General features: G+C 66.3%; 18 protein-coding genes. 13 read left to right on the forward strand and 5 right to left on the reverse strand.

Annotated elements, in window-relative coordinates; translation table 11 throughout:
- Positions 1-66: 66 nt before the first annotated feature.
- A complete protein-coding gene (locus HMP06_RS15280) occupies positions 67-3,165 on the forward strand; it encodes an efflux RND transporter permease subunit (RefSeq protein ID WP_176497847.1) in 3,099 nt (1,032 codons plus the stop codon).
- Between the two features lie 13 nt (positions 3,166-3,178).
- On the opposite strand, the gene HMP06_RS15285 is transcribed toward HMP06_RS15280, so the two are convergent.
- Positions 3,179-3,853: a TVP38/TMEM64 family protein gene (locus HMP06_RS15285; RefSeq protein WP_176497848.1), complete on the reverse strand. Its 675-nt coding sequence runs from the start codon at positions 3,851-3,853 to the stop codon at positions 3,179-3,181.
- 117 nt (positions 3,854-3,970) lie between these two features.
- Between HMP06_RS15285 and HMP06_RS15290 the strand changes: the two genes are divergently transcribed.
- The 3 genes from HMP06_RS15290 to HMP06_RS15300 all read left to right on the forward strand — a co-directional run bounded on the left by HMP06_RS15290 (position 3,971) and on the right by HMP06_RS15300 (position 8,294).
- Positions 3,971-5,377 (forward strand): M20/M25/M40 family metallo-hydrolase, encoded by a 1,407-nt coding sequence (locus tag HMP06_RS15290; protein WP_176497849.1) that lies wholly within the window; start codon positions 3,971-3,973, stop codon positions 5,375-5,377.
- A 6-nt stretch (positions 5,378-5,383) separates the two neighbouring features.
- Positions 5,384-6,523 carry an aromatic ring-hydroxylating oxygenase subunit alpha gene (locus HMP06_RS15295; RefSeq protein WP_176497850.1) on the forward strand — a complete coding sequence of 380 codons (1,140 nt, stop codon included), beginning with the start codon at positions 5,384-5,386 and terminating at the stop codon, positions 6,521-6,523.
- A gap of 175 nt (positions 6,524-6,698) precedes the next feature.
- A complete protein-coding gene (locus tag HMP06_RS15300; protein WP_176497851.1) occupies positions 6,699-8,294 on the forward strand; it encodes a phytoene desaturase family protein in 1,596 nt (531 codons plus the stop codon).
- Here HMP06_RS15300 and HMP06_RS15305 read toward each other — a convergent pair.
- Entirely contained in the window at positions 8,274-9,566 is a 1,293-nt protein-coding gene (locus tag HMP06_RS15305) for an APC family permease (protein ID WP_176497852.1), read from the reverse strand. The two genes, HMP06_RS15300 and HMP06_RS15305, sit on opposite strands and share 21 nt — an antisense overlap.
- A gap of 97 nt (positions 9,567-9,663) precedes the next feature.
- Here HMP06_RS15305 and HMP06_RS15310 point away from each other — a divergent pair, with 97 nt between their 5' ends.
- Both HMP06_RS15310 and HMP06_RS15315 read left to right on the forward strand, forming a co-directional pair.
- Positions 9,664-11,268 (forward strand): tetratricopeptide repeat-containing sulfotransferase family protein, encoded by a 1,605-nt coding sequence (locus HMP06_RS15310; protein ID WP_176497853.1) that lies wholly within the window; start codon positions 9,664-9,666, stop codon positions 11,266-11,268.
- Positions 11,269-11,372: 104 nt separating this feature from the next.
- Positions 11,373-13,925: a TonB-dependent receptor gene (locus HMP06_RS15315; RefSeq protein WP_176497854.1), complete on the forward strand. Its 2,553-nt coding sequence runs from the start codon at positions 11,373-11,375 to the stop codon at positions 13,923-13,925.
- Here the strand turns inward: HMP06_RS15315 and HMP06_RS15320 are convergent.
- A complete protein-coding gene (locus HMP06_RS15320) occupies positions 13,922-14,179 on the reverse strand; it encodes a hypothetical protein (protein ID WP_176497855.1) in 258 nt (85 codons plus the stop codon). The two genes, HMP06_RS15315 and HMP06_RS15320, sit on opposite strands and share 4 nt — an antisense overlap.
- 120 nt (positions 14,180-14,299) lie before the next feature.
- On the opposite strand from HMP06_RS15320, the gene HMP06_RS15325 reads away from it, so the two are divergent.
- From HMP06_RS15325 to HMP06_RS15350, 6 genes are all read left to right on the forward strand, one after another.
- The gene (locus tag HMP06_RS15325; RefSeq protein ID WP_176497856.1) at positions 14,300-15,466 is read left to right on the forward strand and encodes a serine hydrolase domain-containing protein; all 1,167 of its coding nucleotides are present in this window, start codon (positions 14,300-14,302) and stop codon (positions 15,464-15,466) included.
- Positions 15,463-16,347 (forward strand): LysR family transcriptional regulator, encoded by an 885-nt coding sequence (locus tag HMP06_RS15330; RefSeq protein WP_176497857.1) that lies wholly within the window; start codon positions 15,463-15,465, stop codon positions 16,345-16,347. Before HMP06_RS15325 ends, HMP06_RS15330 begins: the two co-directional genes overlap by 4 nt.
- Before the next feature lie 67 nt (positions 16,348-16,414).
- Positions 16,415-17,422, forward strand: a complete 1,008-nt coding sequence (dgcN, locus tag HMP06_RS15335; RefSeq protein WP_176497858.1) for an N-acetyltransferase DgcN — start codon at positions 16,415-16,417, stop codon at positions 17,420-17,422.
- Positions 17,407-18,393: an N-acetyl-D-Glu racemase DgcA gene (dgcA, locus tag HMP06_RS15340; protein ID WP_176497859.1), complete on the forward strand. Its 987-nt coding sequence runs from the start codon at positions 17,407-17,409 to the stop codon at positions 18,391-18,393. Before dgcN ends, dgcA begins: the two co-directional genes overlap by 16 nt.
- Positions 18,393-19,955, forward strand: coding sequence for an N-acyl-D-amino-acid deacylase family protein (locus HMP06_RS15345; protein ID WP_176497860.1), 1,563 nt, complete (start codon positions 18,393-18,395; stop codon positions 19,953-19,955). Before dgcA ends, HMP06_RS15345 begins: the two co-directional genes overlap by 1 nt.
- Positions 19,955-21,199, forward strand: coding sequence for a dicarboxylate/amino acid:cation symporter (locus tag HMP06_RS15350; RefSeq protein ID WP_176497861.1), 1,245 nt, complete (start codon positions 19,955-19,957; stop codon positions 21,197-21,199). Before HMP06_RS15345 ends, HMP06_RS15350 begins: the two co-directional genes overlap by 1 nt.
- A 155-nt stretch (positions 21,200-21,354) precedes the next feature.
- Here HMP06_RS15350 and HMP06_RS15355 read toward each other — a convergent pair whose 3' ends face one another.
- Both HMP06_RS15355 and HMP06_RS15360 read right to left on the reverse strand, forming a co-directional pair.
- A complete protein-coding gene (locus HMP06_RS15355; RefSeq protein ID WP_176497862.1) occupies positions 21,355-23,304 on the reverse strand; it encodes an amidohydrolase family protein in 1,950 nt (649 codons plus the stop codon).
- Entirely contained in the window at positions 23,301-25,325 is a 2,025-nt protein-coding gene (locus HMP06_RS15360; RefSeq protein ID WP_176497863.1) for an alpha/beta fold hydrolase, read from the reverse strand. The genes HMP06_RS15355 and HMP06_RS15360 overlap by 4 nt, the downstream gene beginning before the upstream one ends.
- Positions 25,326-25,467: 142 nt before the next feature.
- Between HMP06_RS15360 and dacB the strand changes: the two genes are divergently transcribed.
- On the forward strand, positions 25,468-26,922 hold the full coding sequence (gene dacB / locus HMP06_RS15365; RefSeq protein ID WP_176497864.1) for a D-alanyl-D-alanine carboxypeptidase/D-alanyl-D-alanine endopeptidase: 1,455 nt from the start codon (positions 25,468-25,470) through the stop codon (positions 26,920-26,922).
- Positions 26,923-26,933: the final 11 nt, after the last annotated feature.

The following is a 26,933-nucleotide window of genomic DNA, read 5'->3' on the forward strand; positions in this document are numbered from 1 at the left end:
ATCCCGCCCGCTGCGCGGCGTGGCCTGTGGCGACGTCGGTACCTGCGTCAGTCCGCGGGTGTCCGCATGAGCTTCCGCAACATCTCGGCATGGTCGATCCGCAACCCGATTCCCTCGCTCGTATTGTTCGCGATGCTCACCGTAGCCGGCATCGTCAGCTTTTCGCGGATGCAGGTGAACGACAATCCCGACATCGATTTCCCGATCGTGATCGTCTCGGTCAGCCAGCCGGGTGCGGCACCGACCGAACTTGAAAATCAGGTCACGCTCAAGGTCGAGGCGGCCGTGCGCAGCCTTGCTGGCATCGACGAGATCAATTCGACCGTATCAGAAGGACAATCGACGACCGTCATCCAGCTCGCGATCGGAACGCCGATCGATCGCGCGGTCGAGGATGTGCGCGGCGCGGTGCAGCAAATCCGCAGCGATTTGCCCGACGGCATCCTCGAACCGCAGATCGAGCGCGCCAATACGACGGGTAATGATCTGGCGAGTTATGCCGCGATCGGCACCGACATGACGATCGAGGAATTGAGCTGGTACATCGACAATACGGTGACCAAGGAATTGCTGTCGGTGCCGGGCATGGCGCATGTCGACCGCAACGGCGGGGTCAGCCGCGAAATCCGCGTGATCCTCGATCCGCTGAAGCTGCAAGCGCAAGGGCTGACCGCGAGCGACGTCAACCAGCAACTCCGCTTGGTCAATCTCAATGCGGCGGGCGGGCGTGCGGAAATTGGGGGATCCGAACAGGCGGTGCGTGTCCTCGGCAACGCGCGCACGGCGTATGATCTGGGGCAAACGCAGATTTCGCTCGGCGCGGGGCGGACGATCAAGCTCGCCGACATCGCGCAGATCCGCGACCTGTATGCCGAGCAGCGCTCCGCTTCGGCGCTCAATGGCCGATCGGTGCTAAGCTTCGACTTCCAGCGCGCCAAGGGCGGGTCCGACGTCAGCGTGTTCCACGGTGCGGAGGCCAAGCTCGCAGCGCTCGAGAAGCGCTACCCCAAGGTGCATTTCCAGCTGATCTTCAACCAGGTCAAGTATACCGAGCTGCAATATCATTCGGCGATCGACACGATGATCGAGGGCGCGGTGCTCGCGGTGATCGTCGTGTTCATCTTCCTGCGCGACTGGCGCTCGACCGTCATTTCGGCGCTGGCGATCCCGCTTTCGGCGATCCCGACGTTCTGGTTCATGGATTTGATGGGATTCACGCTCAACGGCATCAGTCTGCTCGCGCTTAGCCTGGTCGCCGGCGTGCTGGTCGACGATGCGATCGTCGAGATCGAGAACATCGTGCGGCACATGCGGATGGGGAAATCGGCGTACCAAGCTGCGATCGATGCTGCCGACGAAATCGGCCTCGCGGTGCTCGCCACCACCATGGCGATCGTCGCGGTGTTCCTGCCGGTCGGGTTGATGCCGGGTCTGTCTGGGCAGTTCTTCAAGAACTTCGGCCTGACCGTCGTGGTCGCGGTGCTGATGAGTCTGGCCGTCGCACGCCTGATCACGCCGATGATCGCCGCCTATTTCCTGAAGGCGGAAGGGCATCGCACGCACGGCGAGGGGGCGATTATGAACGTCTATATGGCGGTGCTGCGCTGGACGCTGCTGCACCGCTGGTCGGCGGTGGTCGGCGGGATGGGCGCGCTCGCGCTGACCGTGGTGGTGGCAGGCGCGCTCCCGATGACGTTCCAGCCCGATCAGGACAGCGACGCCTCGACCGCGTCGATCGAAATGGTCCCGGGCACGACGCTCGCGCAGACGCAAGCCGTGGTCAATCATGTCGCGGCGCTGTTGCAACGGCAGCCCGACGTCGAATCGACCTATCAGCGCGCGAGCGTCGGCAATGGCCGCGTCACCGCGATCTTCAAGGAGAGGAAGGCGCAGACCAGCAACGATTTCGAACGCGCGCTCGCGCCGCAACTCGCGCAGATCGCCGATGCGCGCGTCTCGTTCCGGTCGAACAATGGCGGCAGCAGCGGGCGCGATCTGTCGATCACGCTCGCCGGATCCGACCCCGAATTGCTCCGCCAGACCGCTATCACGCTCGCCGACCAAATGTCGCGTCTCTCAAGCGTCACCGCGCCACGCGTTGTCGGCGATTTGCAGCGCCCAGAGATCGTCATCAAACCGCATCTCGATTTGGCCGCGAGCATGGGGGTGACGACGGCGGCGTTGTCGAACGCGATCCGCGTCGCGACGCTGGGCGATATCGACCAGAACAGCGCGAAATTCTCGCTCAGCGACCGCCAAGTCCCGATCCGCGTTGCGCTCGACGAAAGTTCGCGGGCGCGGCTCGCGACGATCCGCAACTTGCCGATCCGAACCGCGAGCGGCGGTTCGGTTCCGCTCAGTCTCGTCGCCGATATCAGCTTCGGCGCAGGCGCGACCAAGATCGAGCGCGTCGCGCAGCAGCGCAAGGTCACCGTCGGCGCTGACCGCGCGCCCGGTGTCGTCAGCAGCACGGCGATGGACCAGATCGACGGGTTGCCGATCATGAAGAACCTGCCGCTCGGCGTTTCCAAGCTAACGCTCGGCCAGCAGAAGTTCGAGACCGAGATGATCACCAATTTCGTCGTCGCGGTCATATCGGGCGTGGTGCTGGTGTTCGCGGTGCTGGTGCTGCTCTATCGCCGCTTCCTGGCGCCGTTCGTCAATCTCGGTTCGTTGATGCTCGCGCCGCTTGGCGGGCTGATCGCCCTGCTGATTACCGGAAATCCGATCTCGATGCCGGTGTTGATCGGGATGCTGATGCTGCTCGGCATCGTCGCCAAGAACTCGATCCTGCTGATCGACTTCGCGCTCGACGAAATGTCCAAGGGGGTCGACCCGACCGTCGCGATCCTCGATGCGGGGCACAAGCGTGCGCAACCGATCGTCATGACGACGGTGGCGATGGTCGCCGGCATGGTGCCGACCGCGCTGTCGCTGAGCGGCGACGGGGCCTGGCGCGCGCCGATGGGCATCACCGTGATCGGCGGTCTGTTGCTGTCGACCGTGCTGACGCTGGTGATCGTGCCGGCCAGCTTCAGCCTGGCGCTGGGGATCGAGCGTTGGATCGGTCCGCGGATCGGCCGGCGCCTGCTGACCTATCGCCCGGGTGACGATGCGCTTCCGGCCCCGGTGATCGAGCATCCCGCGCTGGGGGCTTCGGCCTGAAGCGCGGGTTCGGCTAAGGCACCATATCGCCTCGGCCGGGCTTTGTGCGCAACAGGCGATGGGCGATCACCCACGCCAGCGCCGGGGGCAGAAGGGCTGCGGCGATCAGCAGCAGCTCGCTCGATTGCCGCCGCGCGACCGCACCTAGCGTGGCATAGACTGTGGCGGTCACGGTGCTGGACAGCAGGATCGACACGATCGAGGCCAGCCACGGCGCGCGCACCGCGCCGAGTGCGATCACCGATGCCTCGCTCAGCACCGGTACCGGTCGTAGCAGGGCGACGATCCACGGCCCGTGGGCGGCCGCCAGCGCGACCAACCGATCATGGTCGTCCTCGCCGATCAACCGACGCGCCAGCGGTGCCCCGGCGATCCGCATCACGACGAACATAGCGACCGCGCCGAAGCTCAGGCCAGCCGCAGACACGATCGACCCGAGCCACGGGCCGAGCATCGACCCGGCTGCGGTTGCAACCACACTCGACGGGATTGGCAGGATGATGTCGGCGGCGAGCAAGACGAAGACAACGACCGCGAACCCGGCGGTATCGCGGTTGCTGATCGCCGCGATCGTATAGGAATCGAACCACGCGCCCAGCCACAGGAACGGCACGATCACGATCGCGAATAGCAGGGCGATCCCGAGGGTCGTTCGCTTGCGCGACGGTCGGCCAGCGCTTGGTGTCATCGGGGGCCAGCATGGCGACGATGCCGCGTGCGATCAAGCCGGGTTCGGCGTGGGTGACCAATTGCCGCGGGCGCGGCCAGCGGTTACGCAGGGCGACCGAGACGGATGGAGACTGCGATGCGAGGCCTTTTGAGCGTTATGATGCTGAGCTGCGGACTTGCCGCACCGGTGCTGGCGCAGCCTGCCGCCGCCCCGAACGCCGCACCCAACGCAGCGGCCGATCAAGCGCTCGATCTCGCCACGAAGGCGATCGCGCTGCGTTCGGTCCGCGGGCCGGGCAATCAAACCCCGCAAGTCGCGGCACTCTATAAATCCGCGCTGGTCGCGGGCGGGTACGCCGACGCCGATGTCGAGATCGTGCCGGTCGATGATACCGCCTACCTCATCGGCACGTGGCGCGGCAGCGATCCCAAGCTGAAGCCGCTGGTCATCTCCGGCCATATGGACGTGGTCGAGGCGAAGCCCGCCGATTGGCAGCGCGACCCGTTCACCCCGGTCGTCGAAAACGGCTATCTGTTCGGGCGCGGCGCGAGCGACATGAAGCTCGACGGCACCACTGCGATTGCCGCGCTCGTCGACCTGCGTCGTTCAGGCTACAAGCCGAAGCGGACGATCGTCATCGAATTCTCGGGTGACGAGGAAACGGTGATGAAGACCTCCGCGCTGATCGCCGAGCGGTTGAAGGATGCCGAACTCGTGATCAACATCGATGGCGGCGGCGGTGTGCTCGACGAGGAAACGGGCAAGCCGAAATATTGGACGTGGCAGGGGGCGGAGAAGACCTATGCCGATTTCAAGCTGACCGTCACCAATCCCGGCGGCCATTCCTCGGCTCCGCGTCCGGTCAATGCGATCGTGCAATTGTCCAAGGCGCTGGAAAAGATCGGCAGCTATCGCTTCAAGCCCGAGCTCAGCCCGCTGACGCGCGAGGCGCTGGCGAAGGCTGCACCTTACGAGGAGCCTGCGATTGGTGCGGCGATGAAGGCGTTCGTCGCCAATCCGGCGGATGAGGCCGCAATTGCCACGCTCGTCGCCAATCCCGGTACGGTCGGGCGGATCGGCACGACGTGCGTGCCCACGCTGGTGAGCGGCGGACATGCCGAGAACGCACTGCCGCAGCGCGCCACCGCCAACATCAATTGCCGCATCTTCCCCGGGCACAAACCCGCCGACATCATGGCCGAGCTGGCGCAGGCGGCGGGCGATTCCGGCGTGACTTTCAGTGACGTTACAGAAGGATCGGTCGCCAATGACGCATCGCCGCTGCGGCCGGATTTCCTGGCAGCCGTGAACCGCGCGATGGGGACGGTCTATCCCGGCGTTCCGGTATTCCCGGCGCAATCCTCGGGCGCGAGCGACAGCATGTGGTTCCGCTATCACCACGTGCCAAGCTATGGCGCGAGCCCGACCTTCAGCAAGGAATCGCAGGATTTCAGCCACGGCCTGAACGAGCGCACGCCGATCAGCAACATCGCGCCGGGCATTCTGTATTACCGGTCGTTGTTCACCGATCTGTCGAAGTAAGCGCGCGTGGCGCACGACACCGACGCCGATTGGAGCTTGCCCGGCTGGCTCTATACCGACCCCGAATATTTCGCAGTCGAGACCGAGCGCGTAATCCGCCCGTCGTGGCAGATCGTGTGCCACCAGAATGATGTCGCCAATCCCGGCGATTTCCACACGCTCGATTATATCGGTGAGAGCGTCATCGTCATGCGCGGCGATGACAGCGTGTTGCGCGCCTTCGCCAATGTCTGTCGCCACCGCGCGATGCGTCTGGTCGAGGGGCCGAGCGGCTGCGCGAAGAAGCTCGTCTGCCCGTATCACGCCTGGACCTATGAGACCGACGGGCGGTTGTCGGGCGTGCCGATGCGGCGCGATTATCCCGCGCTGAAGCTGGAGGAGAACGGGCTCGTCCCGGTCGAACTCGAGCTATGGCACGGTTTCGTGTTCGTGCGGCTGGAGGGCGATGGGCCTTCGGTCGCCGACATGATGGCACCATACGACGCCGAGATCGCGCCCTATCGTTTCGAGGAGATGCAGACGATCAGCCCGCTTCGCCAGCGGACCCGCGCAGTGAATTGGAAGAATGTCGGCGATAACTATTCCGACAACCTCCACATTCCGGTCGCGCATGACGGGCTGACGCGGCTGTTCGGCAAAAGTTATGCGATCGCGGCGGAACCGTGGGTCGACAAGATGTCGGGGCGGCTGGTCGATCGTCCGTCGGACAACCCGTGGGAGCGCTTCTACCAGACGCATCTGCCGCACGTGCCGCATCTGCCCGAGGCCAATCAGCGGCTGTGGCTGTATTTCAAGCTGTGGCCCAACATGGCGTTCGATCTTTATGCCGACCAGATCGATTTCATGCAGTGGCTGCCGCTGACCCCCACGACGTGCGTGCTGCGCGAGATGGCCTTCGCGCTGCCGGACAAAAGGCGCGAGATGAAGCTGGTGCGCTACGCCAATTGGCGGATTAACCGCGTCGTCAATGCCGAGGACACCTGGCTGATTGAGCGTGTGCAGCAGGGCATGGCGTCGAAGAGCTATACCGCCGGGCCGATCGGCACCAGCGAGGTGTGCCTGCGCAGCTTCGCGCGGAAAATTCGGGAGCGCATTCCCGAAGCGCGGCGGCACCGTGCGCCGGCGGCGGGGTGGAGCAAGCGCTAGCCCTCTCCCGCTTTCGCGGGAGAGGCAACGGAGAGTTGGTCCGCCTCCTTTAGGCGGGCCTAGTCGCAGTCGGTGAGGGTCTTCTTCTGTCGGGCGTGGTGGCAGAAGAAGACCCTCCCCCAACCCTCTACCGCGAAGGCGGGAGAGGGTTTTCGAGTAGAAGGCGGGAGCAAGCATGACGAAACGATACGACGCCCTCATTATCGGCGGCGGCCATAACGGCCTGGTCTGCGCTTTCTACTTGGCGCGCGCCGGACTGAAGGTGCGCGTCCTCGAACGGCGCCACATCGTCGGCGGCGCGGCGGTGACCGAGGAATTTCACCCCGGTTTCCGCAATTCCACCGCGAGCTACACTGTCAGCCTGCTGCGCCCGAAAGTGATCGCTGACATGAAGCTCCACGATCGCGGCTATCGCGTCATCGAGCGCACGATCAGCAACTTCTTCCCCTTCCCCGATACCTATCTGACGCTCGGCGGCGGCACCGCCCGCACCCAGCAACAGTTCGCACGCTTCAGCCAGAAGGACGCCGACGCCTACCCCGCCTATGACGGGGCGCTGGAAAAGGTCGCCCAAGTGCTGCGCGATCTCGCGCTGAAAACCCCGCCCAATGTCGGCGGCGGACTCCGCGCGCTGCTGGCAGGGGGCGCGCAGGGCTGGCCGATCGCCAAGATGGAGATCGAGGCGCAGCGCGATCTGCTCGACGTCTTCACCAAATCCGCGCGCGATTTCCTCGACGGCTGGTTCGAGGACGACCATGTCAAATCCGCCTTCGCCTTCGATGCGGTGGTCGGCAATTATGCCGGGGTGTCGACGCCGGGCAGCGCCTACGTCCTGCTCCATCACGTGTTCGGCGAGGTAAACGGCAAGCTTGGCGCGTGGGGCCATTCGGTCGGCGGGATGGGGTCGATCACGCAGGCGATGGCGGATGCGTGCCTGGAGGCCGGTGTCGAGATCAGCCTCGAGGCGCCCGTTGCCAAGCTGCTGACCGAAGGCGGCAAGGTTGCGGGCGTGCGGTTGGAATCGGGTGAGGAAATCGCCGCCAAGATCGTCGCCGCCAATGTCGGACCGGCCTTGCTCTACCGCCAGATGGTCGATGCCGCCGACATGCCGACCGATTTCAAGCGGCGGATCGACGGGTTCAAGACCGGCAGCGGCACCTTCCGCATGAACGTGGCGCTGTCCGAACTGCCCGATTTCACGGTGTTTCCGGGCAAGGAAAAGGCCGAACATCACACTGCCGGCATCATCATCGCGCCCGGCATGGACTATATGGACCAGGCCTTCATCGATGCGCAGCAGTATGGCTGGTCGAAGAAACCGATCGTCGAGATGAAGCTGCCCACTACGGTCGATGATAGCCTAGCCCCGCCGGGGATGCACATCGCCAGCCTGTTCTGCCAGCAATTCGACCCCAAGATCGACTGGGATACACACCGCGAGACAGTCGCCGATCTGATCATCGACACGGTCACCGAGCATGCGCCCAATTTCAAGGGTTCGGTGATCGCGACGCAAATCCATTCGCCACTCGATCTGGAGCGCAAGTTCGGGTTGATCGGCGGGGACATCTTCCACGGGACGATGGGGCTCGACCAGCTTTGGGCGGCGCGGCCGATGCTGGGGCATGGCGATTATCGCGGGCCGATTGCCGGGCTGTATATGTGCGGATCGGGCACGCATCCCGGCGGCGGCGTGACCGGCGCGCCGGGGCACAATGCCGCGCATGAAATTCTGCGCGACCGCAGCGTGTTAGGTCGCTTGTTCGGGTAAAGCGGTACGCGAGCGTAATAGATAGAGCGGTATCCCGGCGAGCATTAGCCCGAGGCTGAGCCCGCTCGCCGCCCCGCCTGCGCCCCAAAAGGCGAAGAGCGAGAAGGCGATGCCAAAGCTCGCGCTGACTGGCGCGATCCGCCGGACCAAGGCGGAGACGCAGGCGGCGAGATAGAACCACAACGACGAACAGGTCGTCAGCAAAGCGGCAAAAGCGAACACTCCGGCCAGCGATGCGCTTGCGTTCGACAGCACCAACAGGCTCGCGCAGATTGACGACAGGATCAGCACGCGCACCGGCACGTCGCGCGCCGAGACGTGCGCGAACCAGCGTGGCAGCAGCCCGGCGCGCGCCATGCCGAGCGGCACTTCGCCCTGGATCAGCACCCATCCGTTGAGCGCGCCGATCGCCGCGATGGCGGCGAAGGCAGCGACCAGCAACCCGCCGCCGACGCCGGCAAAGCGTTCGACGAACAGCTGAAACGGTGCGACCGATGCCGCGACCTCGGCGGCGGGCAAGAGCAACACGATGCCCGAACAGACGAGGATGTAGAACAGGCCGACCGCGACGATCCCGGTCATCGTGGCGCGGGGTACGGTGCGCGCCGGGTCGCGGATTCGTTCCGCCGCGACGCTCGCCGCCTCGAACCCGACCAGCGGGAACAGCGTGAGCGCGACCGCGCCGCCCAATCCCGCCAGCACCATGCCACTTGCCGGCAGCGGCGGCAGCGCGACCGTGCCCCCGACACCCACTGCAGCGGCAATCGCAACCACTGCGATCAGCGGTGCGATCTTCAGGATGGTGGTGATGACCTGCACGCGTCCGGCAAGCTTTGCCCCGCCCAGATTGAGCAGCGTCAGCAGCCAGATCAGCGCCACCGCGACCAGCGCACCGGTCAACGGCGTGGCGTTCAGCGCGGGCACGAACGCCGCGAGATAGCTGGTCGCGGCAAGCGCGATGGCGGCATTGGCGGCCCAGACCGAGACCCAATACGCCACGCCGACCATCACCCCCGGCAACGGGCCGAGTACGGCCCCGGTGATCGCAATCGCGCCGCTCGCTTCGGGCATGTGCTGCGCCAGCCGCGCCAGCGTCCATCCGATCGCAAGCACGCCTGCGATGCTGACGATCCAGCCGACCACCCCGGTCCAGCCATATGGCGCGAGCGCGATCGGCATCAGGAAAATGCCCGATCCGATCATCCCGCCCATCACCAGCGCGGTGGCGGTCCAATATCCGAATGGGCGTGGCGCGGCGGTATCGATCGGCATAGTCCCCCCTGGAGCCAATTCAGCACGACGCGCAGGGCGACGCCATAGTTCCTTTTCGCGCAAGCTGCGCTACGACCGCGTTATGGCGGAGGCGAGCATGGGGACCGAAACGGGCTGGATGGCGACGAGCGGGCGTTATCCGCCGCGCTTGATCGACGCCGCCCTCGCACTCAATGACAACCGTCTTGGCGAGGCCGAGCCGCTGCTGAAGGCGCATCTTCGCGATGATCCGTTCGATGTTGCGGCGATCCGCATGTTGGCGGAGCTGGCCGGGCGGATCGGGCGGTACAAGGATGCCGAGACGCTGCTGCGCCGTGCGATCGACCTGTCGCCAGGCTTCACCGCTGCGCGCGCCAATCTCGCGCTGGTGCTGTACCGGCTCAACCGCCCGACCGACGCGATCGAGGAACTCGCGACCGTCGTCGCCGAAGACCCCGACAATCCCGGTCATGCCAATTTGCAGGCGGCGGCCTTTGGCCGGCTTGGGCAGTTCGACGATGCGATCGGCTTGTATCAGCGCGTGCTCGCTGACGTGCCCGAACAGCCGCGCGTGTGGATGAGCTATGGCCATATGCTCAAGACGGTTGGGCGGCAGGCGGATGGCATCGCCGCGTATCGCCGCGCGATCGACCTGCTGCCGAGCCTCGGGGAGGCGTGGTGGAGCCTCGCCAATCTCAAGACGGTGCGGTTCGACGATAGCGATATCGCCGCGATGGAGGCAGCGCTGGTCGCGCCGGGGATCACTGACGAGGATCGCTTTCACCTCGATTTCGCGCTGGGCAAGGCGTTCGAGGATCGCCGCGACGCCGCGCGCGCCTTCGCGCATTATGCCGATGGCAATGCCCGCCGCCGCGCCGCGCTGCCCTACGATGCGGATGAGACGCAGGCTTTCGTCGATCGCAGCATCGCGCGGTTCGATGCGGATTTCTTTGCTGATCGCGCCGGGCAGGGGTGTCCGGCGTCAGATCCAATCTTTATTCTGGGTATGCCACGCGCCGGATCGACGCTGATCGAACAGATCCTGTCGAGCCATTCGCAGGTCGAGGGGACGACCGAATTGCCCGACATTCCGCTGCTGGCGCGCGCCGACGCGGCCTATCCGGTCGGGCTGGCCGATTGGTCGGCCGAGCGGCTGCACGCGGCGGGCGAGGCGTATCTCCAGCGCACGCGCATCCAGCGGCGCACCGACCGCGCCTTCTTCATCGACAAACTGCCCAACAATTGGGCGCACGTGCCGTTCATCCTCTCGATCCTGCCGAATGCCCGGATCATCGATGCCCGGCGGCATCCGCTCGGCTGCTGCTTCTCGAACTTCAAACAGCATTTCGCGCGCGGGCAGGGGTTCAGCTACGCGCTCGACGACATGGGGCGCTATTACCGCGATTATGTGCGGCTGATGGCGCATGTGGATGCAGTGCTGCCGGGCCGCGTCCACCGCGTGCTGTACGAGGATATGGTCGGGGAGACCGAACGCACCGTCCGTGCGTTGCTGGCGGCGTGCGGGCTGGCGTTCGAGCCCGCCTGCCTTGCGTTCCATGAGACCGAGCGCGCGGTGCGCACGGCGAGTTCCGAACAGGTCCGCCGCCCGATCTTCCGGGAGGGGACGGAGGCGTGGAAGCCGTTCGAGTCATGGCTCGATCCCCTTAAGGTCGCGCTTGGCGCAGTGCTCGACACATACCCGCTGGCGCCGTCATCGTTGTAATTCGGCAACGATTCAGCATCATTGTTACAGTTCTGTATCGACGTGCTTGACGGTTGCTGCGTGTGCGAACAGTCTGCTGCAACATCGCAATAGGGGGCTGTCTGATGTCATCGTCTACGCATCGTGCTGTAATCGCCGCACTCTTGTCGTCGGTCTTCACCGTCCCCGCCTTCGCGCAGACCACGCCTGCACAGCCCGCCGCCGCGACACCGGCCGACGACAGCAATGCCGACATCGTCGTCACCGCGACCAAGCGTTCGGAAAGCCTGCAGAACGTGCCGATCAGCGTCCAGGCGTTGACCACAAAGAAGCTCGATGAACTCAACATCACCAGCTTCAAGCAATATGCTCAGCAACTGACCTCGGTGTCGTTCCAGGCGCTGGGCGGCACGCCGGGCACCAACGTCATCTATATGCGCGGCGTCGCGTCGGGCGGTGACGGCAACCATTCGGGCGCGCTCCCCTCGGTCGGCGTCTATCTCGACGAACAGCCGGTGACGACGATTGGCGGCAATCTCGACGTTCATATCTATGACATTGCGCGGATCGAGAGCCTGTCCGGACCGCAGGGCACGCTGTACGGCGCGTCGTCCGAAGCGGGCACGATCCGCATCATCAGCAACAAGCCCGATACCTCGCATTTTTACGGCCGTGCCGATGTCGAGGGCAATCACGTCAGCAAGGGTGGTTTCGGCGGCAAGGCCGAGGCGATGATCAATCTGCCGCTCTCCTCGTCGGCGGCGCTGCGTGTGATCGGCTATTATCAGCACGATGCGGGCTATATCGACAATGTCGCGGGCACGCGCAGCTTCGACGTGTCGGCGGCGGCGACCCCCTTGGCACCCGGCTATACCGGCACGATCAGCAACGCCGCCTTCGTCAAGAAGGACTATAACGACACCCAGATCGCCGGTGGTCGCGCCGCGCTGAAAGTCGATCTCGACAGCAATTGGACGGTCACGCCGACCGTGATGTATCAGGACACGCGCAGCCACGGTTCCTATGGTTATGATCCGAAAGTCGGCGATCTGAAGGTCCAGCATTTCTTTCCCGAATTCCGCCGCGACCGCTTCATCCAGGCGGGGCTGACGATCGAAGGCAAGGTCGGCAATTGGGACCTGACCTATGCCGGGGCCTATCTCGACCGCAAAACCTATCAGTCGAGCGATTACACCGATTATTCCGAGGCGTATGACAGCCTCTATTCTTCGGCGGGTGGCCTCGCCGGCTATTTCTATTACCGCGACAATGCCGGCCGCACGATCGACCCGCGCCAGCAAGTGATCGGCAGCGACCATTTCAAGAAACTGAGCCAGGAACTGCGCGTCGCCAGTCCGTCGAGCGACCGCTTCCGCATCGTCGCAGGTGCCTTTTATCAGCGGCAAACCAACGACATCTATCAGGATTACAAGATCGCCAATCTGGCGACCACGCTGTCGGTCAACGGATCGCCCGGTACGCTGTGGCTGACCAAGCAATATCGCGTCGACAAGGATTACGCGATGTTCGGCGAGGCGAGCTTCGACATCACGCCCACGCTGACCGCGACCGCGGGTGCGCGCGCCTATATCTACGACAATACGTTGATCGGCTTCTTCGGCTTCGGGCGTGATCCGGCGGGCGGGTTCAACACCACGCCGTACAATGCCGCAGGCAGCTCGCGCACCGGTGTCGCCGGATGCTTCACCACCAACGGCACGCGGCTGCGCGATGCGGTAGCGGCGGGGGGACCCACCACGTTGCTGCCGCCTGCGGTGGCGGGCGGGCCGTGCACCAACCTCGGTACCTTTGCCGCTGGCGCTGGCGTGCAGCCGGTCACGGCGTCGGGCCAAGGCGTGACCTATCGCTTCAACCTCAGTTGGAAGCCGGTCACCGGCGTCCTGCTGTACGGCACCGCCTCGCGCGGCTTCCGCCCCGGCGGCATCAACCGCCGCGCCGACGTGCCGCCATACGGTGCCGATTTCCTGACCAATTACGAACTCGGCGCAAAGACGACGTTGCTTGGCGGCAAATTGCGGCTGAACGGCGCAATCTATCAGCAGAATTGGGACAAATTCCAATTCGCCTTCCTCGGCGCGAACAGCTTCACGCAAATCCAGAACGGCCCGAACGCGCGCATTCGTGGTGCGGAAATCCAGGGTAGCCTCAACCTGCGCGCGCTTTCGCTGAGTGGATCGGCCTCCTACACCGATGCCAAGACGACGCAGAACCTCTGCTTCGCCGCGGATCCTACCTTTACCTGCGGCGGAGCGACCCCGTCGGCCCCGGCGGGCACGCGTCTGCCGATCACGCCGCAATTCAAGGCAAGTGGAACCGCGCGCTATTCCGTGCCGATCGGGACGGCGAAGGCGTACGGGCAGGGCGTGGTGTCGTATCAAAGCTCGGCGTCGAGCGACGTGCGCACGCTCGCCTTCACCCCGACCGGCGTGCCCTATAACCCGGCCGCGTCGCTCGGCCGTCTGGCCGCGTTCACCACGGCGGATTTCGCGGTCGGGGCGGAATTCAGTCGCTTCAGTCTGGAAATCTTCCTGCAGAATGCGTTCGATGCGCGCGGCCAGCTCTCGCGCTTCCAGCAATGCGGATCGTGCATCCAACGCCCGTACATCGTGCCGATCACGCCGCAGACGATCGGCGTGCGGCTGCATACGGACTTTTAAAGCCCGGCCTTGTCTAGCGCGGAGGCCAATTCCGTGGTCATCGCGCTGTCGGCCTTCGGTGTCAGCCGGTTGAGCGCGGTCTGCACGCGCGCTTGCGCGACCTGCAGCGTCTTGTGCCGCACTGCGCGGATCGCATTGGTGCGGCCCGACCGGCTTTCACCCAGCAATGCTGCCCATTTCGCCTCCTCCGCCGCCAATATGGCGAGCGCGAGCCGCAGGCCGTCGCGCTGGCCGTGCGCATGATCGTCGGACATCATCGCCCCTTTCGTTTCCACGCCGCGCAATACGCGGCGCGGCGGGTAAAGAATAGCGCGCGGGGCACCGCCATATGTTCGGGTGTTTCCCTAACAGTCCGCTTGGCCTAATCCGCTGGTATGATGTCCGCCCTGCTCCTCCTCGCCGCGAGCGCGACGCAGCCGATTGCCACCGCGCGCGTTACGTTCGATCGCAGCGGGGAACGGTCGGTGCGCGTGTCGGGCATGGCCGATGTCGCGGCGGCGCGCGCGCTCACCCCCGACGACCCCGCGCGGATCGCCTCGATCTCGAAGCTCGTCGTCGCCATCGCGGTGTTGCGGCTGGTCGAACAGCGCAAGCTCGATCTCGATGCGGATGTGTCGGATGTGCTCGGCTACGCTTTGCGCAACCCGGCGTTTCCCGACCGCGCGATCAGCTTGCGGATGCTGTTGTCGCACCAGTCGAGCCTGACCGATACGATTGATTATGTGCTGCCGCTCGATGCCGACATGCGCGCGATCCTTGCCGACCCCAAGGCGTGGGACGCGGGTCACGCCCCCGGCAGCTATTTCAACTACACCAACTTCAATTTCCCGGTGATCGCCGCGGTGATGGAGCGCGCGACCGGCGAGCGGTTCGACCGGCTGATGCAGCGGCTCGTGCTCGCGCCGCTCAAGCTCGATGCGTGCTACACGCTTGCCTCGTGCTCGGACGGGGCGGTGCGCCGGGCGGCGGTGCAGTATCGCAGTGGCGTCGTCACGCGCGACGACAATCATGGCCAGCGTCCGGCTTGCCCGGTGACGCGCGCCAGCGACGGCAGTTGCGACCTTTCCAAATGGCGCGCCGGGGCCAATGGCGCGACCTATTCGCCGCAGGGCGGGCTGTATATTTCGGTGCGCGATCTGGCGCGGGTTGGGCGGTTGCTGCTCGGCAAGGGGACGCTCGACGGGGTGCGCATCCTTCGCCCGCAATCGGTCACGCTGCTCGAGGCGCCCGTCTGGACGTGGAACGGTGCGAGCGGCCCCGCCAGCAATGGCGACACGTGGAACGGGCAGATGTGTCGCTATGGCCTCGCCATCGGGTTCGTGGCGACGGGGATTGCGGGCTGTCGCGATGATCCGGTCGGCGATGCGCTGCCACGCTTGGGGCACTTGGGTGAGGCATATGGCCTGCGCTCGGGGCTGTGGATCGATGTCAAGCGCGGCACCGGCATTGCCTATTTCGCGACCGACGTGGCGGATGTGCCCGGCACCCGCTCGGCCTATACCGCGACCGAGGAAGCGCTTGCGGGCGGCACGCTGCCGTGAATTTGCGCCATATCGAGATTTTCCACGCGGTCTATGTCAACGGATCGGTCAGCGCGGCGGCGCGCGCGCTCAACATTTCGCAGCCGTCGGTGTCCAAGACGCTGCGCCACGCCGAATCTTTGCTCGGCTTCCAACTCTTCCTGCGCACCAGCGGACGGCTCGTGCCGACCGAGGATGCGCACAGCCTGTTCGCCGAAGTCGCCGAAATCCAGGACCGCGTCCATGCGCTGCGCGAGGCGGGGCGCAATCTGAAGCGTGGCGTCGGTGGTACGTTGCGCATTTCCGCGCTGCCGTCGCTTGCGCTCGATGCGTTGCCGGTCGCGGTGGCGAGCTTCCTGCGCACGCATGAGAATGTGAAGTTCGATCTCCAGACGGTCCATCACGACGATCTGCTGCGCAAATTGTACGAACGCGAGTGCGACATCGCGATCGCCTATGAAGTGCCGCCGGCCGCGCCGATCGGGCATCGCTGGCTGGGCGAGGGCGAGCTGGTCCTGCTCTACCGCGAACAGGACATGCCCGATGCGCCGCCGCGCGTCGGGCTCGAATGCCTCGCGGGCAAGCGCTTCATCAGCCTCGCGGCGAGCGGCCCGATCGGGCAATTGTTCAGCGAGGAGGTCGAGCGGCTCGACCTCACGCTCAACGAAGTCGTCTCGGCGCGCACCTTCTACATCGCGACGGCGCTGGTGCGGCAGGGGGCGGGGATGACGGTGGTCGACAGCTTCACCGCACAAGCCTCGCTCGCGCCGGGCCTGTCGGTGCGGCCGCTGAAGCCGCAGATCACCTTCGACGTCCACGCGATGTTCCTGCTCGATCGGCCGCCGACCGCGCTCGCCACCGATTTCCTCAAGACGCTCGCCCGCGTGATCGACGCGGCATAAATCGAGGCTATGGCGAGCGCCGCACTCGCTATGCGTGTGCGCCCAGCGGGGTCGATACGGTTGTGGGATGATCCCCGCACCCTATCTCCTCTACCTTGGCCACAGCAGCGATGCGATCGGCATCAAGACGTCGCGCGGTCTTGCCACCTTTCGGCCGACGGATTGCGTCGGTGAGTTTCGTTATGACGATTGCCCGCTGACGCTCGGTCTGCCGCGCCTGAGCATCGCCGCGGGGGCGGCGGCGGGCGCGCGGACGCTGGTGCTCGGCATCGCCAATTCGGGCGGCACGATGGGGCAGGATCTGATCGACGATGCCGCTGCCGCGCTGGAGGCGGGGATGAACGTCGCGGCGGGGCTGCATCAACGCTTGCGCGACGTTCCTAGGCTTGTCGCGTTGGCGCAGGCGCAGGATCTCGCGCTGTTCGACGTGCGCGATCCGCCCGAGCATCTCGTCGTCGGCACCGGCTATGCCCGCATCGGGCATCGTCTGCTGACGGTCGGGACAGATTGTTCGGTGGGGAAGATGTACGCCTCGCTCGCGCTGACCACCGCGTTGCGCGCGCGCGGCGTGGCCGCCGATTTCCGCGCGACCGGGCAGACCGGAATCCTGATCGCGGGGAGCGGGGTTCCGGTCGATGCAGTGGTCGCCGATTTCATTTCGGGCGCGATCGAGCAGCTCACCCCGGCACGCAGCGACGACGGGTGGGACGTGATCGAGGGGCAGGGGTCGCTGTTCCACCCCTCCTTCGCCGGAGTCTCGACCGGGCTGCTCCACGGCGCGCAGGCCGAGGCGCTGGTGCTGTGCCACCAACCGCACCGTGCGCACATGCGCGGTATTCCGGGGCGGGAGCTGCCGGATCTGGCAGAATGCCTCACGATGAATTTGCAGGTCGCGCGGCTGACCAGCCCGCACGTCCGCCCGGTCGGCGTGTGTCTCAACACCTTCGCGCTCGACACCGCCGCCGCGCGCGCGATCTGCGAACAGACCGAAGATTTGCTCGGGCTTCCCTGCACCGATCCGGTCGCCTTCGGCGTCGAGACGATCATCGAGCGACTGTTATGCCCCGTACCCTGAGCGCGCAGCACGACTGTTTCGCGCTGAACCGCCCGTTCCGCATCGCCCGCGGGGTGAAGACCGCGGCCGACGTGGTGACGGTGACGATCACGCAGGACGGCCATGTCGGGCGCGGCGAGGGCGTGCCCTATCCGCGTTACGGCGAGAGCATCGCGGTGACGCTGGCCGAAATCGCGCGCGTGCAAGGCGCGATCGAGGCGGGCGCGGACCGACAGGAGCTGCTCGGCCTGCTGCGCCCCGGCGCGGCGCGGAACGCGATCGATTGCGCATTGTGGGATTTGGCGGCGAAGCTGGCGGGCCGCACAGTGGCGACGCTGATCGGCGCGCCCGCCCCGGTCGCTCTGGCCAGCGCGCTGACGGTGGTGATCGACACGCCCGAGGCGATGGGACAGGCGGCGGCGCTGATCGCCACGGCCCCGCTGATCAAGGTCAAGGTCGATGCCGACGCCCCCGCCGCGCAACTCCGCGCCGTGCGCACCGCCGCGCCCGATGCGGCGCTGATCGTGGATCCCAATGAAAGCTGGGACCGTGCGGTGCTGGAGGCGATGCAGGATTTGCTCGTCGAATTGCGCGTCGCGTTGCTCGAGCAACCCGTGCCGAGCGGGGCCGACGCGTGGCTTGCCGATTTCACCTCCGCCGTGCCGATCTGCGCCGATGAATCGGTCCACACCGCGGACGATCTCGATCAGGTCACTACGCGCTACCAATACGTCAATATCAAGCTCGACAAGGCTGGCGGCCTCACGGCCGCGCTCGATCTGGCGCAGGCGGCGCGCGCGCGCGGGCTGGGGCTGATGACCGGTTGTATGGTCAGTTCGTCGCTGTCGATCGCGCCCGCGCTCCACGTCGCGCGCCTCTGCGCGTTCGTGGACCTTGACGGACCCATATGGCTGGCGGAGGATCGACCGGGCGGGGTTACGGATTCAGGCGGCATGCTGTCACCGCCGTCGCCGGGCTTTTGGGGAACGTAATGAAGCTCGGCCGGATCGGACTGCTGCTGAGCGCGGGCGTATTGGCGATCAGCGCTGGTCCGCCGAAATCGGTCGATCTGATCATCCGGGGCGGCACGATCTACACCGGTTCCGGCGCGCCGTTCGTCGGAGACGTGGCCATCGACGGCGACCGGATCGTGCTGGTGCGCAGACATGTATCGATACCCGCCAAACGCACGATCGATGCGAAGGGCATGATCGTCGCCCCCGGCTTCATCGATCCGCACACGCATATGAGCGACGATCTGCTGTCGGAGGACCCGGCCAAGCGGCTGATCCCGATGTTCCTGCTACAGGGCGTGACGACCGCGTTCATCGGCAATGACGGTGGCGGCGCGATCGATGTCGGTGCGGTGCTGGGTAGTGCCGATACCAAGCCGGTCGGGATCAATTACGCGACCTTTACCGGCTTCGGGACGATCCGCGAGGCGGTGATCGGAGCGGCCAAGCGCGCGCCGACTGCGCCCGAACTCGCGCAGATGAAGGCGATGGTCGCGACCGCGCTGTGCGAAGGCGCGATCGGGCTTTCGACCGGGCTGTTCTACGCGCCGCAAAGCTTTTCCAAGACCGACGAAGTGGTCGCGCTCGCGGCCGAAGCGGGCAAGCGTGGCGGCTATTACGACAGCCATATCCGCGATGAATCGAGTTATACCGTCGGGCTGCTGGCGGCGATCGATGAGGAGATCGCGATTGCACGCCAGGCGAACGTCGCGGCGCACGTCTCGCATATCAAGGCGCTTGGCGTGGACGTGCAGGGCAAGGCAGGCGCGGTGATCGCGCGGATCGATGCGGCGCGGGCGGCTGGCATCAACATCACCGCCAGCCAATATCCCTGGTCCGCGAGCGGCACATCGATGGTCGCCTCGCTCGTGCCATTATGGGCGCAGGATGGCGGTCGCCCGGCGCTGCTCGCGCGTTTCGACGATCCTGCGCTCGCCGATCGGCTGCGGGCCGACATGACCGAGAATATGCGGAAGCGCGGCGGGGCGAAGACGCTGCTGATCGTCGAGGGCGCGCACAAGGACAAGACGCTCGCCGATGTGGCGGCTGCGACGCACACCGATCCGATCGCCGCCGCCATCGCGGTGATCCGTGTCGGCGATCCGGGCGTGGTGTCGTTCAACCAGAGCGAGGCCGACATCGCCGCCTTCATGCGCGCACCCTGGGTGATGACCGATTCCGACGCCTCGCCCGGCCACCCGCGCGTCTATGGGTCGTTCGCGCGCAAATATGCCAAATATGTCGTCGCTGACCATGTCCTGACGCTGCGCCAGATGATCGAGCGCAGTTCCTCGCTGACCGCCGACTGGTTCGCGCTCACCGGGCGCGGGCATGTGAAGGCGGGGGCGTTCGCCGATGTCGTGGTGTTCGATCCCAAAACCTATGCCGCGCGCGCGACCTATCAGAAGCCGACCGAATATGCCGCGGGCGTGCGTACGGTCGTCGTCAACGGCGTGATCGCGGTCGATGGCGGCAAACTCACCGGGCGCGCCGCTGGACGCGCGCTGCCGCACACGCCGACCGCCGGAACCTGTCCGTAATGCTGCGCGGCTGGTTCGCTATTCCCTTGTGGCAGCGCGTGCTGGGGGCGCTTGCGCTGGGGCTCGTGTTCGCGCTCGTCTGGCCGGCGGGCACGCAATATGTCGCCTTCATGGGCGATCTGTTCGTGCGCGCGATCCGCATGCTGGTCGCGCCGATCGTGCTGGTGACAATCGCAAGCGGCATCACCGCGCTTGCCGATCCGAAGCGGCTGGGAAGTCTCGGCGGACGGACGATCGGCCTGTTCGCCGCTACCACCGCGATTGCGGTGTCGGTCGGGATGGGTGTCGCGACGCTGATCCGCCCCGGCGTCGGCGCGCCGCTCGGGACGGCGGCACCGCATCCGCTGGGGCCAGCGGTGACGCCTTACGATCAGTTGATCGGCATCATCCCGCTCAACATCGTCGATGCGCTGGCCAAGGGCGACATGCTCGCGCTCATCTTCGTCGCGATCCTGTTCGGCGTCGGCACCGTACTGGCGGGCCAGCCCGGCAAGCCGTTCGCCGCGCTGCTGCAATCGCTGTCGAGCGTGTTGCTGCGGATCGTCGGGCTGGTGATGGAGGCGACGCCGTTCGGGGTGTTCGCGCTGATCGCGGGTGCTGTGGCCACCAATGGCGCGGCGGTGTTCGTCCATGTCGGCTGGCTCGCGCTCGCGGTGCTGCTCGGCTCGGCGATCCAGTTGCTGGTGGTGCACAGCCTGTTGCTGAAACTCGTCGCGCGCCTGCCCGTGCTCCCATTCTTTCGCGGCATCGTTGACGCTCTTGTCATCGCCTTCTCGACCGCGTCGAGCTCGGCGACCTTGCCAGTCGCGATGCGTGTGGCGGAGCGCAACCTCGGGGTAGGGCGTCCGATCCTGTCGACCGTCCTGCCGCTCGGTGCGAGCATCGGCAAGGACGGCACGGCGATGTACGTCGGCTTGCTCAGCATGTTCGCACTACAGGCGTTCGGCACGCCGCTGACGCCGCAGATTTACGGCGTGGTGCTGCTCACCGGCGCACTCGCCGCGTTCGGGACGGCCCCTGTTCCGTCCACGTCGCTCTTCATGCTCGCCGCAGTGCTCTCGGCGGTCGGCATCGCGCCCGAACAGACCGCCTTGGTGGTCGGCTTCGTCCTGCCGTTCGATCGCTTGCTCGACATGACGCGGACGGTGCCGAGCGCGAGCGCGAATTTGGCGGTGACGGTGACGGTCGCGCGGCTAGAGGGTGAGCTCGATGAGGCGGTGTATCGCGCGGGGCCTTCGACGTAGCGTCTCGCACGGTTATTGTCGCAAACCCCATCCCGTTCGCCCTGAGCCTGTCGAAGGGCTGCGTGCCACGGATAAGGCCGTACATGTGGCAGGCAGGGCTTCGACAAGCTCAGCCCGAACGGGGTTGGGGGGGCGGGTCAGCTTCCGCCAACGACCTAATTCGCCTCGTTATACTGCTGCGGATTGCGCGTGGCAGGGGTGGGCTGTGGCGCGGCGTGGTCGTCAGGCGCGCCGTCCTTGTCGAAGCGGACGTTGTCGAGCTGCAGCCACGCCTTGCCGCCCGGTTGGCCCTCAAGCCGGACGATCAGCGCGCGCAATCGCGCCAGGTCGAGCGTTGCGCTCGCATCGCGGCTGGCGAAGGCGGTGAAGGGAATGTGGACGCTACGGCGCGTCTCGCCTGCGGTGAAGCCGGTGCGGAACCAGGCATCGCTGGACAGCGCATAGCTGTCGAACACCAGGTCGTATGCCCCGTTGCCGCGCGCATCGAACGCTACGCCGGTAAAGCCGCGCGCATCGGCAAGCTGGATCGCACCCGGCGTCAGCGGCAGGATCAGTTGCGCGAACGGCCGCGCCTTCGCCCCCATCTGTGCGACCAGGAAGCGTGGCTTGGCGGTACTACGTGGATCGTCGCTGCCGGGTTGCACAAAGTCGAGATGACTGTGGTCGATGCCCGAATCGGTGCTCTCGACCGGGAGCGTATCGAGGTCGGTGCGCCCGTCGCGGTGCGCGCCGGTATCGATCGGGCCGGGCATGATCCGCACCGGCAGCGGCGTTGGCGCAGCCCCGGCCACCAGCGCGCGCAGCGGTGCCAGCGCGATCTCCCGGCCCGAGACGAACACGCGCGCGACGTTCCACAGATCGGCGATCCGCTCATCGGGCTTGCCCGCGATCAGCACCAGATCGGCGCGCTGGCCCGGCGCGATCCGGCCATGATCGGCCGCTTGCCCGAGAATGTCGGCACTCGTCGCTGTTGCCGCGACCAAGGCCTCGGCAGGGGTGAAGCCGAGCCGCGTCAACCAGGTGATCTCGCGAATCGTGCCCGGCCCGTGATAGACCCCCTCAATCCCCGCATCGGTGCCGATCCCGATGCGGATCCCGGCGGCCTTCAACCGCCGGATATTCTCCTGCATGATCGCCCAGCGCGTCGCATCATAGGGGGCGATCGGCTTGGCGCGATCCGCAGTCTGACTCGACTCGAACGCGGCTTCCGCCGGTGACAGCGCGCGCGCCTCGCCCGGGTCCATCTGTCGCGTCTGCTGTGGTTCATACACCACCAGCGTCGGGATATAGGCGGTGTGGTGCGCCTTCATCGACGCGATGAGAGCGTCATCGACCAGCGCATCGCCGACGCCGTGGCCGACCGCGTCGACGCCTGCCGCCGCCGCGATCTTGTCCCCCTGCAAGGTCACGGTGTGGGTGATGACGGGAATGCCGGTCTTGTGCGCATCGGCAACGATCGCGGCCAGCGTTGGTTGGTTCATGCTGTTGAGATCGCTGTCGCGGCCATAGCGCCAGCCATCGGCGAACACCTTAATGACATCGGGCTTGTACGGCAGCGCGGTCGCCATCGCGACATGCGCGGCGGCGGGGGTCGCCGCTTGCAGCGTGAAGAAGCTGCCCCAGCCATATTCGGTGCCATGCCCGCCCGGCACGCCGACGCGCACCGCCAGTTGCAGATGCGGTGCGACGACCGCGCCGCCCCCAGCTTCCTTAGGCGCGACCATCTGACGGATCGGCGCGAGCATCTCGCCCGACACCGAGAAATCGTTCACCGTCGTGACGCCGCGCAGCAGATAGCCGGCATAGGCCTTGCCCAGATCGTCGGGCGCATCATAGCCGGGTGAGCGCAAATGCGTGTGCAGATCGTGCAGTCCGGGGATCAGCGTCAGCCCGCGCGCATCGACGATGTCGGTCGCGCGGGGGCGGCGCAGGTGCGGGCCGACCGCGACGATCCGGTCGCCGCGCAGCAGCACGTCCTGCACCACGGCGGGCGCGCCGCTCCCGTCGAACACGCGCGCGCCGCGGATCAGCGTGTCGCGCGCCGCCGCGCTGCTGCTGATCGCCGCGCAGGCAAGGACGGCAATGGCGGGCCAGAGTCGCTTCATCGTGCGACCTTTTGCATCACCGTACGGTTGAGAAAAGCGTCCGCCGCGCGGTAACTCGCCAGCCAGTCGGCGTAGCGGAAGAAGTCGTGCCGCTCGTTCGGGAACACCAATTGCTCGAACGGCACACGCCGCGCCGCCAGCGCGCGGGCGAGCAGGACCGATTGCGCGAAATCGACATTCCGGTCGTCATCGCCGTGGATGATCAGCACGGGTGAGCGCCACGAGTTGATCGCCCCCATCGGCGAGGATTGCCATTGCAGAGCGTGGGCTGCGGCTTCCGCCTCGGGCGACAGCGTTTTCTCGACCGGGCGGACCATCGCGTGGACGCCGTGGAAATCGACCCCGGCGGCGAACAGGTCGCTGTTGCGTGCGAGCGCCAGCGCGGTGAGATACCCGCCCCAGCTCCCGCCCCAAATCCCGATCCGCGCCGGATCGACATCGGCGCGCCCCGCGAGCCATTTGCCCGCCGCCAGCACGTCGCGATATTCCGAAGCGCCGCCACGCGCTTGTTCGGGTGCCTCGCGAAACGCGCGGCCATAGCCGGTGCCGCTGCGGTAATTGACCGACAGCACGTCATAGCCCTGCCTCGCGAAATGCTGGTTCAGGATATAGGCGTTCGAATAATAATAGGAGGTATGGAAGCCCGGCAGCATCTGTCGGCGCGGCCCGCCATGGACGAAGATCAACGCCGGGTGCTTGCCAGGGCCGCGCGCGTGGAAAAGCTGGGCGTGGACCAGCACCCCATCGGCAGCGGGGAAGGTCACTGTTTCGGGCGGGGTGAAGGACGGTACGACCTCTACCGGACCCAGCGGAGCCAGGGTCGCATTCGCGAGGGCCGGATAGGCGAGATGCGTCGCGTCGGTGGCCATGACCGCGAGCGTGGGACCGGCGAAGGTCGGGATGGATTCCGAACCGGCGCTGCGCGTTAACGGCGTGGGAGGTTTGCCGTCGAGCGAGACGCGCCAGACGTGGCGGCGCTCCAGATCGCCAGCATTGGCGGCATAGACCATTTGCTTTCCATCCGGGGCCAGCAGAAAACTCTCGACCTCGAAAGCGCCGGGGGTCAGGTCACGGACCGCGCCGCCCCTGGGATCGAGCGCATAGACATGGAGCCAGCCGCTTTGCTCCCACGGGAACAGCAGCCGACCGTCGCGCGCCCAATACAGGTTGCGCCCGCGCGTGCCGTAGAAGCGGCTCCCCGTGCCGGCGGGTGCGGCCCATAATTGGCGCGCGCCGCCGGTTGCGATGTCGACGCTGCGGATCGACCAATAGGGCCCGTCATCGGCCGCAGCATCGGCGGGCGGGTCGAGATAGCGGATATAGGCGATCTGCGTGCCGTCGGGCGAAAAGGTCGGCTCGGCCGCATTCGCCAGACCCGGATCGAGATAGCGCAAACGTGCGTCGGCAATGTCGAGGATTGCGACGAAGCTATGGTCGCCCCGATCCTCCACGAACAGCAGGCGCGCGTCGTCGGGCGACCACTCGAGCCGCGAGACTTCGCCGGTAACGCTCGCCAGCCGCTGCGCGCCCGATGCCTTGTTCCACACCCAGATTTCGCCCTTGCGGACATAGGCGAGCCGCGCGCCGTCGTGCGCGAAAACCGGACTATGGCCTTCGCCGACCAACGTCGGCGCGCCGCCAGCGGGCGGGAGGACGAACAGGCGTTGCTTGGGCGGCGTCGATTGCACCGCGATATTGGGTGCGGCCCCGTCGGCAAACTCGGCATCTCCGCCCTGCACGAAGGCGATCGTCGTGCCGTCGCGGGTAAGCGTCAGATCGGCGAGTTGCTGCCCGTCATCCTCCGTAAAGGCGGTGATCGCCCGCGCCGGCTGCCCCGGCGTCGCGATCCAGATGTTGCGGACCCCGGCGGCGTTCTCGATCCAGGCGAAGCGGGGTGTGTCCCTCGCGCCGGTCAGCCAGTTGGCGATCGGCAACGCGAGCGTCTCGGCAAGATCATCGGCACGCGCCGCTTGCGTTGCGAACAGGGCGCTAAGCCCAAGAGCCAATACGGAGCGCCACATCTTCACAGCCTTACCCTGAAGGGGCCGCGGCGCCGCGACAAGCGTCGATCCACTGCGACATGCGCTGCGGTTATGACTGCGCCAACGCTCTGAATGCGTGTCCGCCGTTTGTGCGGGGGGCGATAGCCGCTACGCTCGTGCAATGAACCGTCTGACCCGCGTCTTGCTCGCTTTGCCTGTAGCGCTCGCGTCGCCGCTTGCGGCAGAGCGCCCGGCAACGCTGCAATCCCGCGTCGATGCCGTGCTGCAGCCCGCCGCACCCGGCACCCGCTACGGCCTTGTCGTGGTCGATCAGAACGGCGCGGAGATGGTCGCGATCAACCCCGACCAGCGCTTCATCCCGGCGTCGAACACCAAGATGTTCACGACGGCTGCGGCGTTCTGGTCGCTGGCGGACCTCGCTGCGCCGGATGCCGTTGGCGGCGCGGCTGTGCGGATCGAGCGGAGTGGTGGCGCGCGCGACGTGATTCTCGAAGGGCATGGCGACGCATGGCTGTCGAGCGCGCCCGATTGCACCACCGATTGCCTCGCCACGCTCGCCGACGCGGTCGCGGCAAAGACGCGCGTGGTGCGCGACGTCATCGGCGATGACAGCCTGTACCCCGATCAGCGCTGGAGCCCGGGGATGAGTTGGAACAATATCCCGACCAGATCGGGCACTGCCACCTCCGCGCTGACGCTAGACGATAACGAGCTACCGGTGACGGTGACGCCATCTGCGCTCGGCAAGCCGCCGTTGGTGACGCTCCCGCCCTATTACACGATCGATAACCGCGCGCTGAGCGTCGCCAGCGGGGCGACGACGATCGATTTCGACCGTGCGCCCAACGGCACGGTCGTCGGCCTGACCGGCACGATCGCGGTCGATGCCAAGCCGGAGGCGCTGCGCCTCGGGATCGACGATCCCGCCCATCACGCAGCATGGGTATTGCGGCGCATGCTGGAGGCGCGCGGGGTGCGCGTTACCGGAACGGTGGCGGTGCGGCATCGCCCGCTCCGCCCCGGTGACGACCCGGCGATCCGGGGTGCGGCCCCGCCTGCGCGGCCGCCGGTGGTCGAACCGCTCGCCCGGCTCACCCCGCCGCCGCTGCTTCAGGATCTGACCCGAATCAACAAAGTTAGCCAGAATCTGGATGCCGAGCTGATGCTGCGCCGCATCGGCCTGAAATCCGGCAGCGGTTCGATCGCCGATGGACAGACGGTCGTGCGTGCGATGCTGGCGGAGGCGAAAGTGCCGCGGCCTGCGTTCGATTTTTCGGATGGCTCGGGCATGTCGAGCTACAACCGCGTCGCGCCGCGCGGCGTGGTGACCTTCCTGCGCTGGATCGCGCTGCAGCCGTGGGGCGCAGCGTGGCGCGCGACGCTGCCGGTGGGAGGCGAGGGGACGCTGACGCGGCGCTTCGCCGGAACCGCGCTCGACCACAAGATTTTCGCCAAGACCGGCACGCTCAATGCGACCAATGCGCTGGCGGGCTATATAATGGCGAAGAGCGGCGCGACGTTGACCTTCGCGATCTATGCGAACGACGTGCCCGACGGGGCGAGCGCCACCAAGGCGATGGACCAGGCGTTGCTGTTGATCGCGTCCGAGAATTGAGGACCGACCCG

Source organism: Sphingomonas sp. HMP6, assembly GCF_013374095.1.
Lineage (GTDB): Bacteria > Pseudomonadota > Alphaproteobacteria > Sphingomonadales > Sphingomonadaceae > Sphingomonas.

Bases quoted from the DNA above. Each gene is read 5' to 3' on its own strand.
- HMP06_RS15305 (WP_176497852.1), bottom strand. From the start codon at position 9,566: ATGCCGATCGATACCGCCGCGCCACGCCCATTCGGATATTGGACCGCC.
- HMP06_RS15325 (WP_176497856.1), top strand. From the start codon at position 14,300: ATGATGTCCGCCCTGCTCCTCCTCGCCGCGAGCGCGACGCAGCCGATT.
- HMP06_RS15320 (WP_176497855.1), bottom strand. From the start codon at position 14,179: ATGTCCGACGATCATGCGCACGGCCAGCGCGACGGCCTGCGGCTCGCG.
- HMP06_RS15300 (WP_176497851.1), top strand. From the start codon at position 6,699: ATGACGAAACGATACGACGCCCTCATTATCGGCGGCGGCCATAACGGC.
- HMP06_RS15285 (WP_176497848.1), bottom strand. From the start codon at position 3,853: ATGACACCAAGCGCTGGCCGACCGTCGCGCAAGCGAACGACCCTCGGG.
- dacB (WP_176497864.1), top strand. From the start codon at position 25,468: ATGAACCGTCTGACCCGCGTCTTGCTCGCTTTGCCTGTAGCGCTCGCG.
- HMP06_RS15315 (WP_176497854.1), top strand. From the start codon at position 11,373: ATGTCATCGTCTACGCATCGTGCTGTAATCGCCGCACTCTTGTCGTCG.
- dgcN (WP_176497858.1), top strand. From the start codon at position 16,415: ATGATCCCCGCACCCTATCTCCTCTACCTTGGCCACAGCAGCGATGCG.
- HMP06_RS15345 (WP_176497860.1), top strand. From the start codon at position 18,393: ATGAAGCTCGGCCGGATCGGACTGCTGCTGAGCGCGGGCGTATTGGCG.
- HMP06_RS15310 (WP_176497853.1), top strand. From the start codon at position 9,664: ATGGGGACCGAAACGGGCTGGATGGCGACGAGCGGGCGTTATCCGCCG.
- HMP06_RS15360 (WP_176497863.1), bottom strand. From the start codon at position 25,325: ATGTGGCGCTCCGTATTGGCTCTTGGGCTTAGCGCCCTGTTCGCAACG.
- HMP06_RS15290 (WP_176497849.1), top strand. From the start codon at position 3,971: ATGCGAGGCCTTTTGAGCGTTATGATGCTGAGCTGCGGACTTGCCGCA.
- HMP06_RS15350 (WP_176497861.1), top strand. From the start codon at position 19,955: ATGCTGCGCGGCTGGTTCGCTATTCCCTTGTGGCAGCGCGTGCTGGGG.
- HMP06_RS15355 (WP_176497862.1), bottom strand. From the start codon at position 23,304: ATGAAGCGACTCTGGCCCGCCATTGCCGTCCTTGCCTGCGCGGCGATC.
- HMP06_RS15280 (WP_176497847.1), top strand. From the start codon at position 67: ATGAGCTTCCGCAACATCTCGGCATGGTCGATCCGCAACCCGATTCCC.
- dgcA (WP_176497859.1), top strand. From the start codon at position 17,407: ATGCCCCGTACCCTGAGCGCGCAGCACGACTGTTTCGCGCTGAACCGC.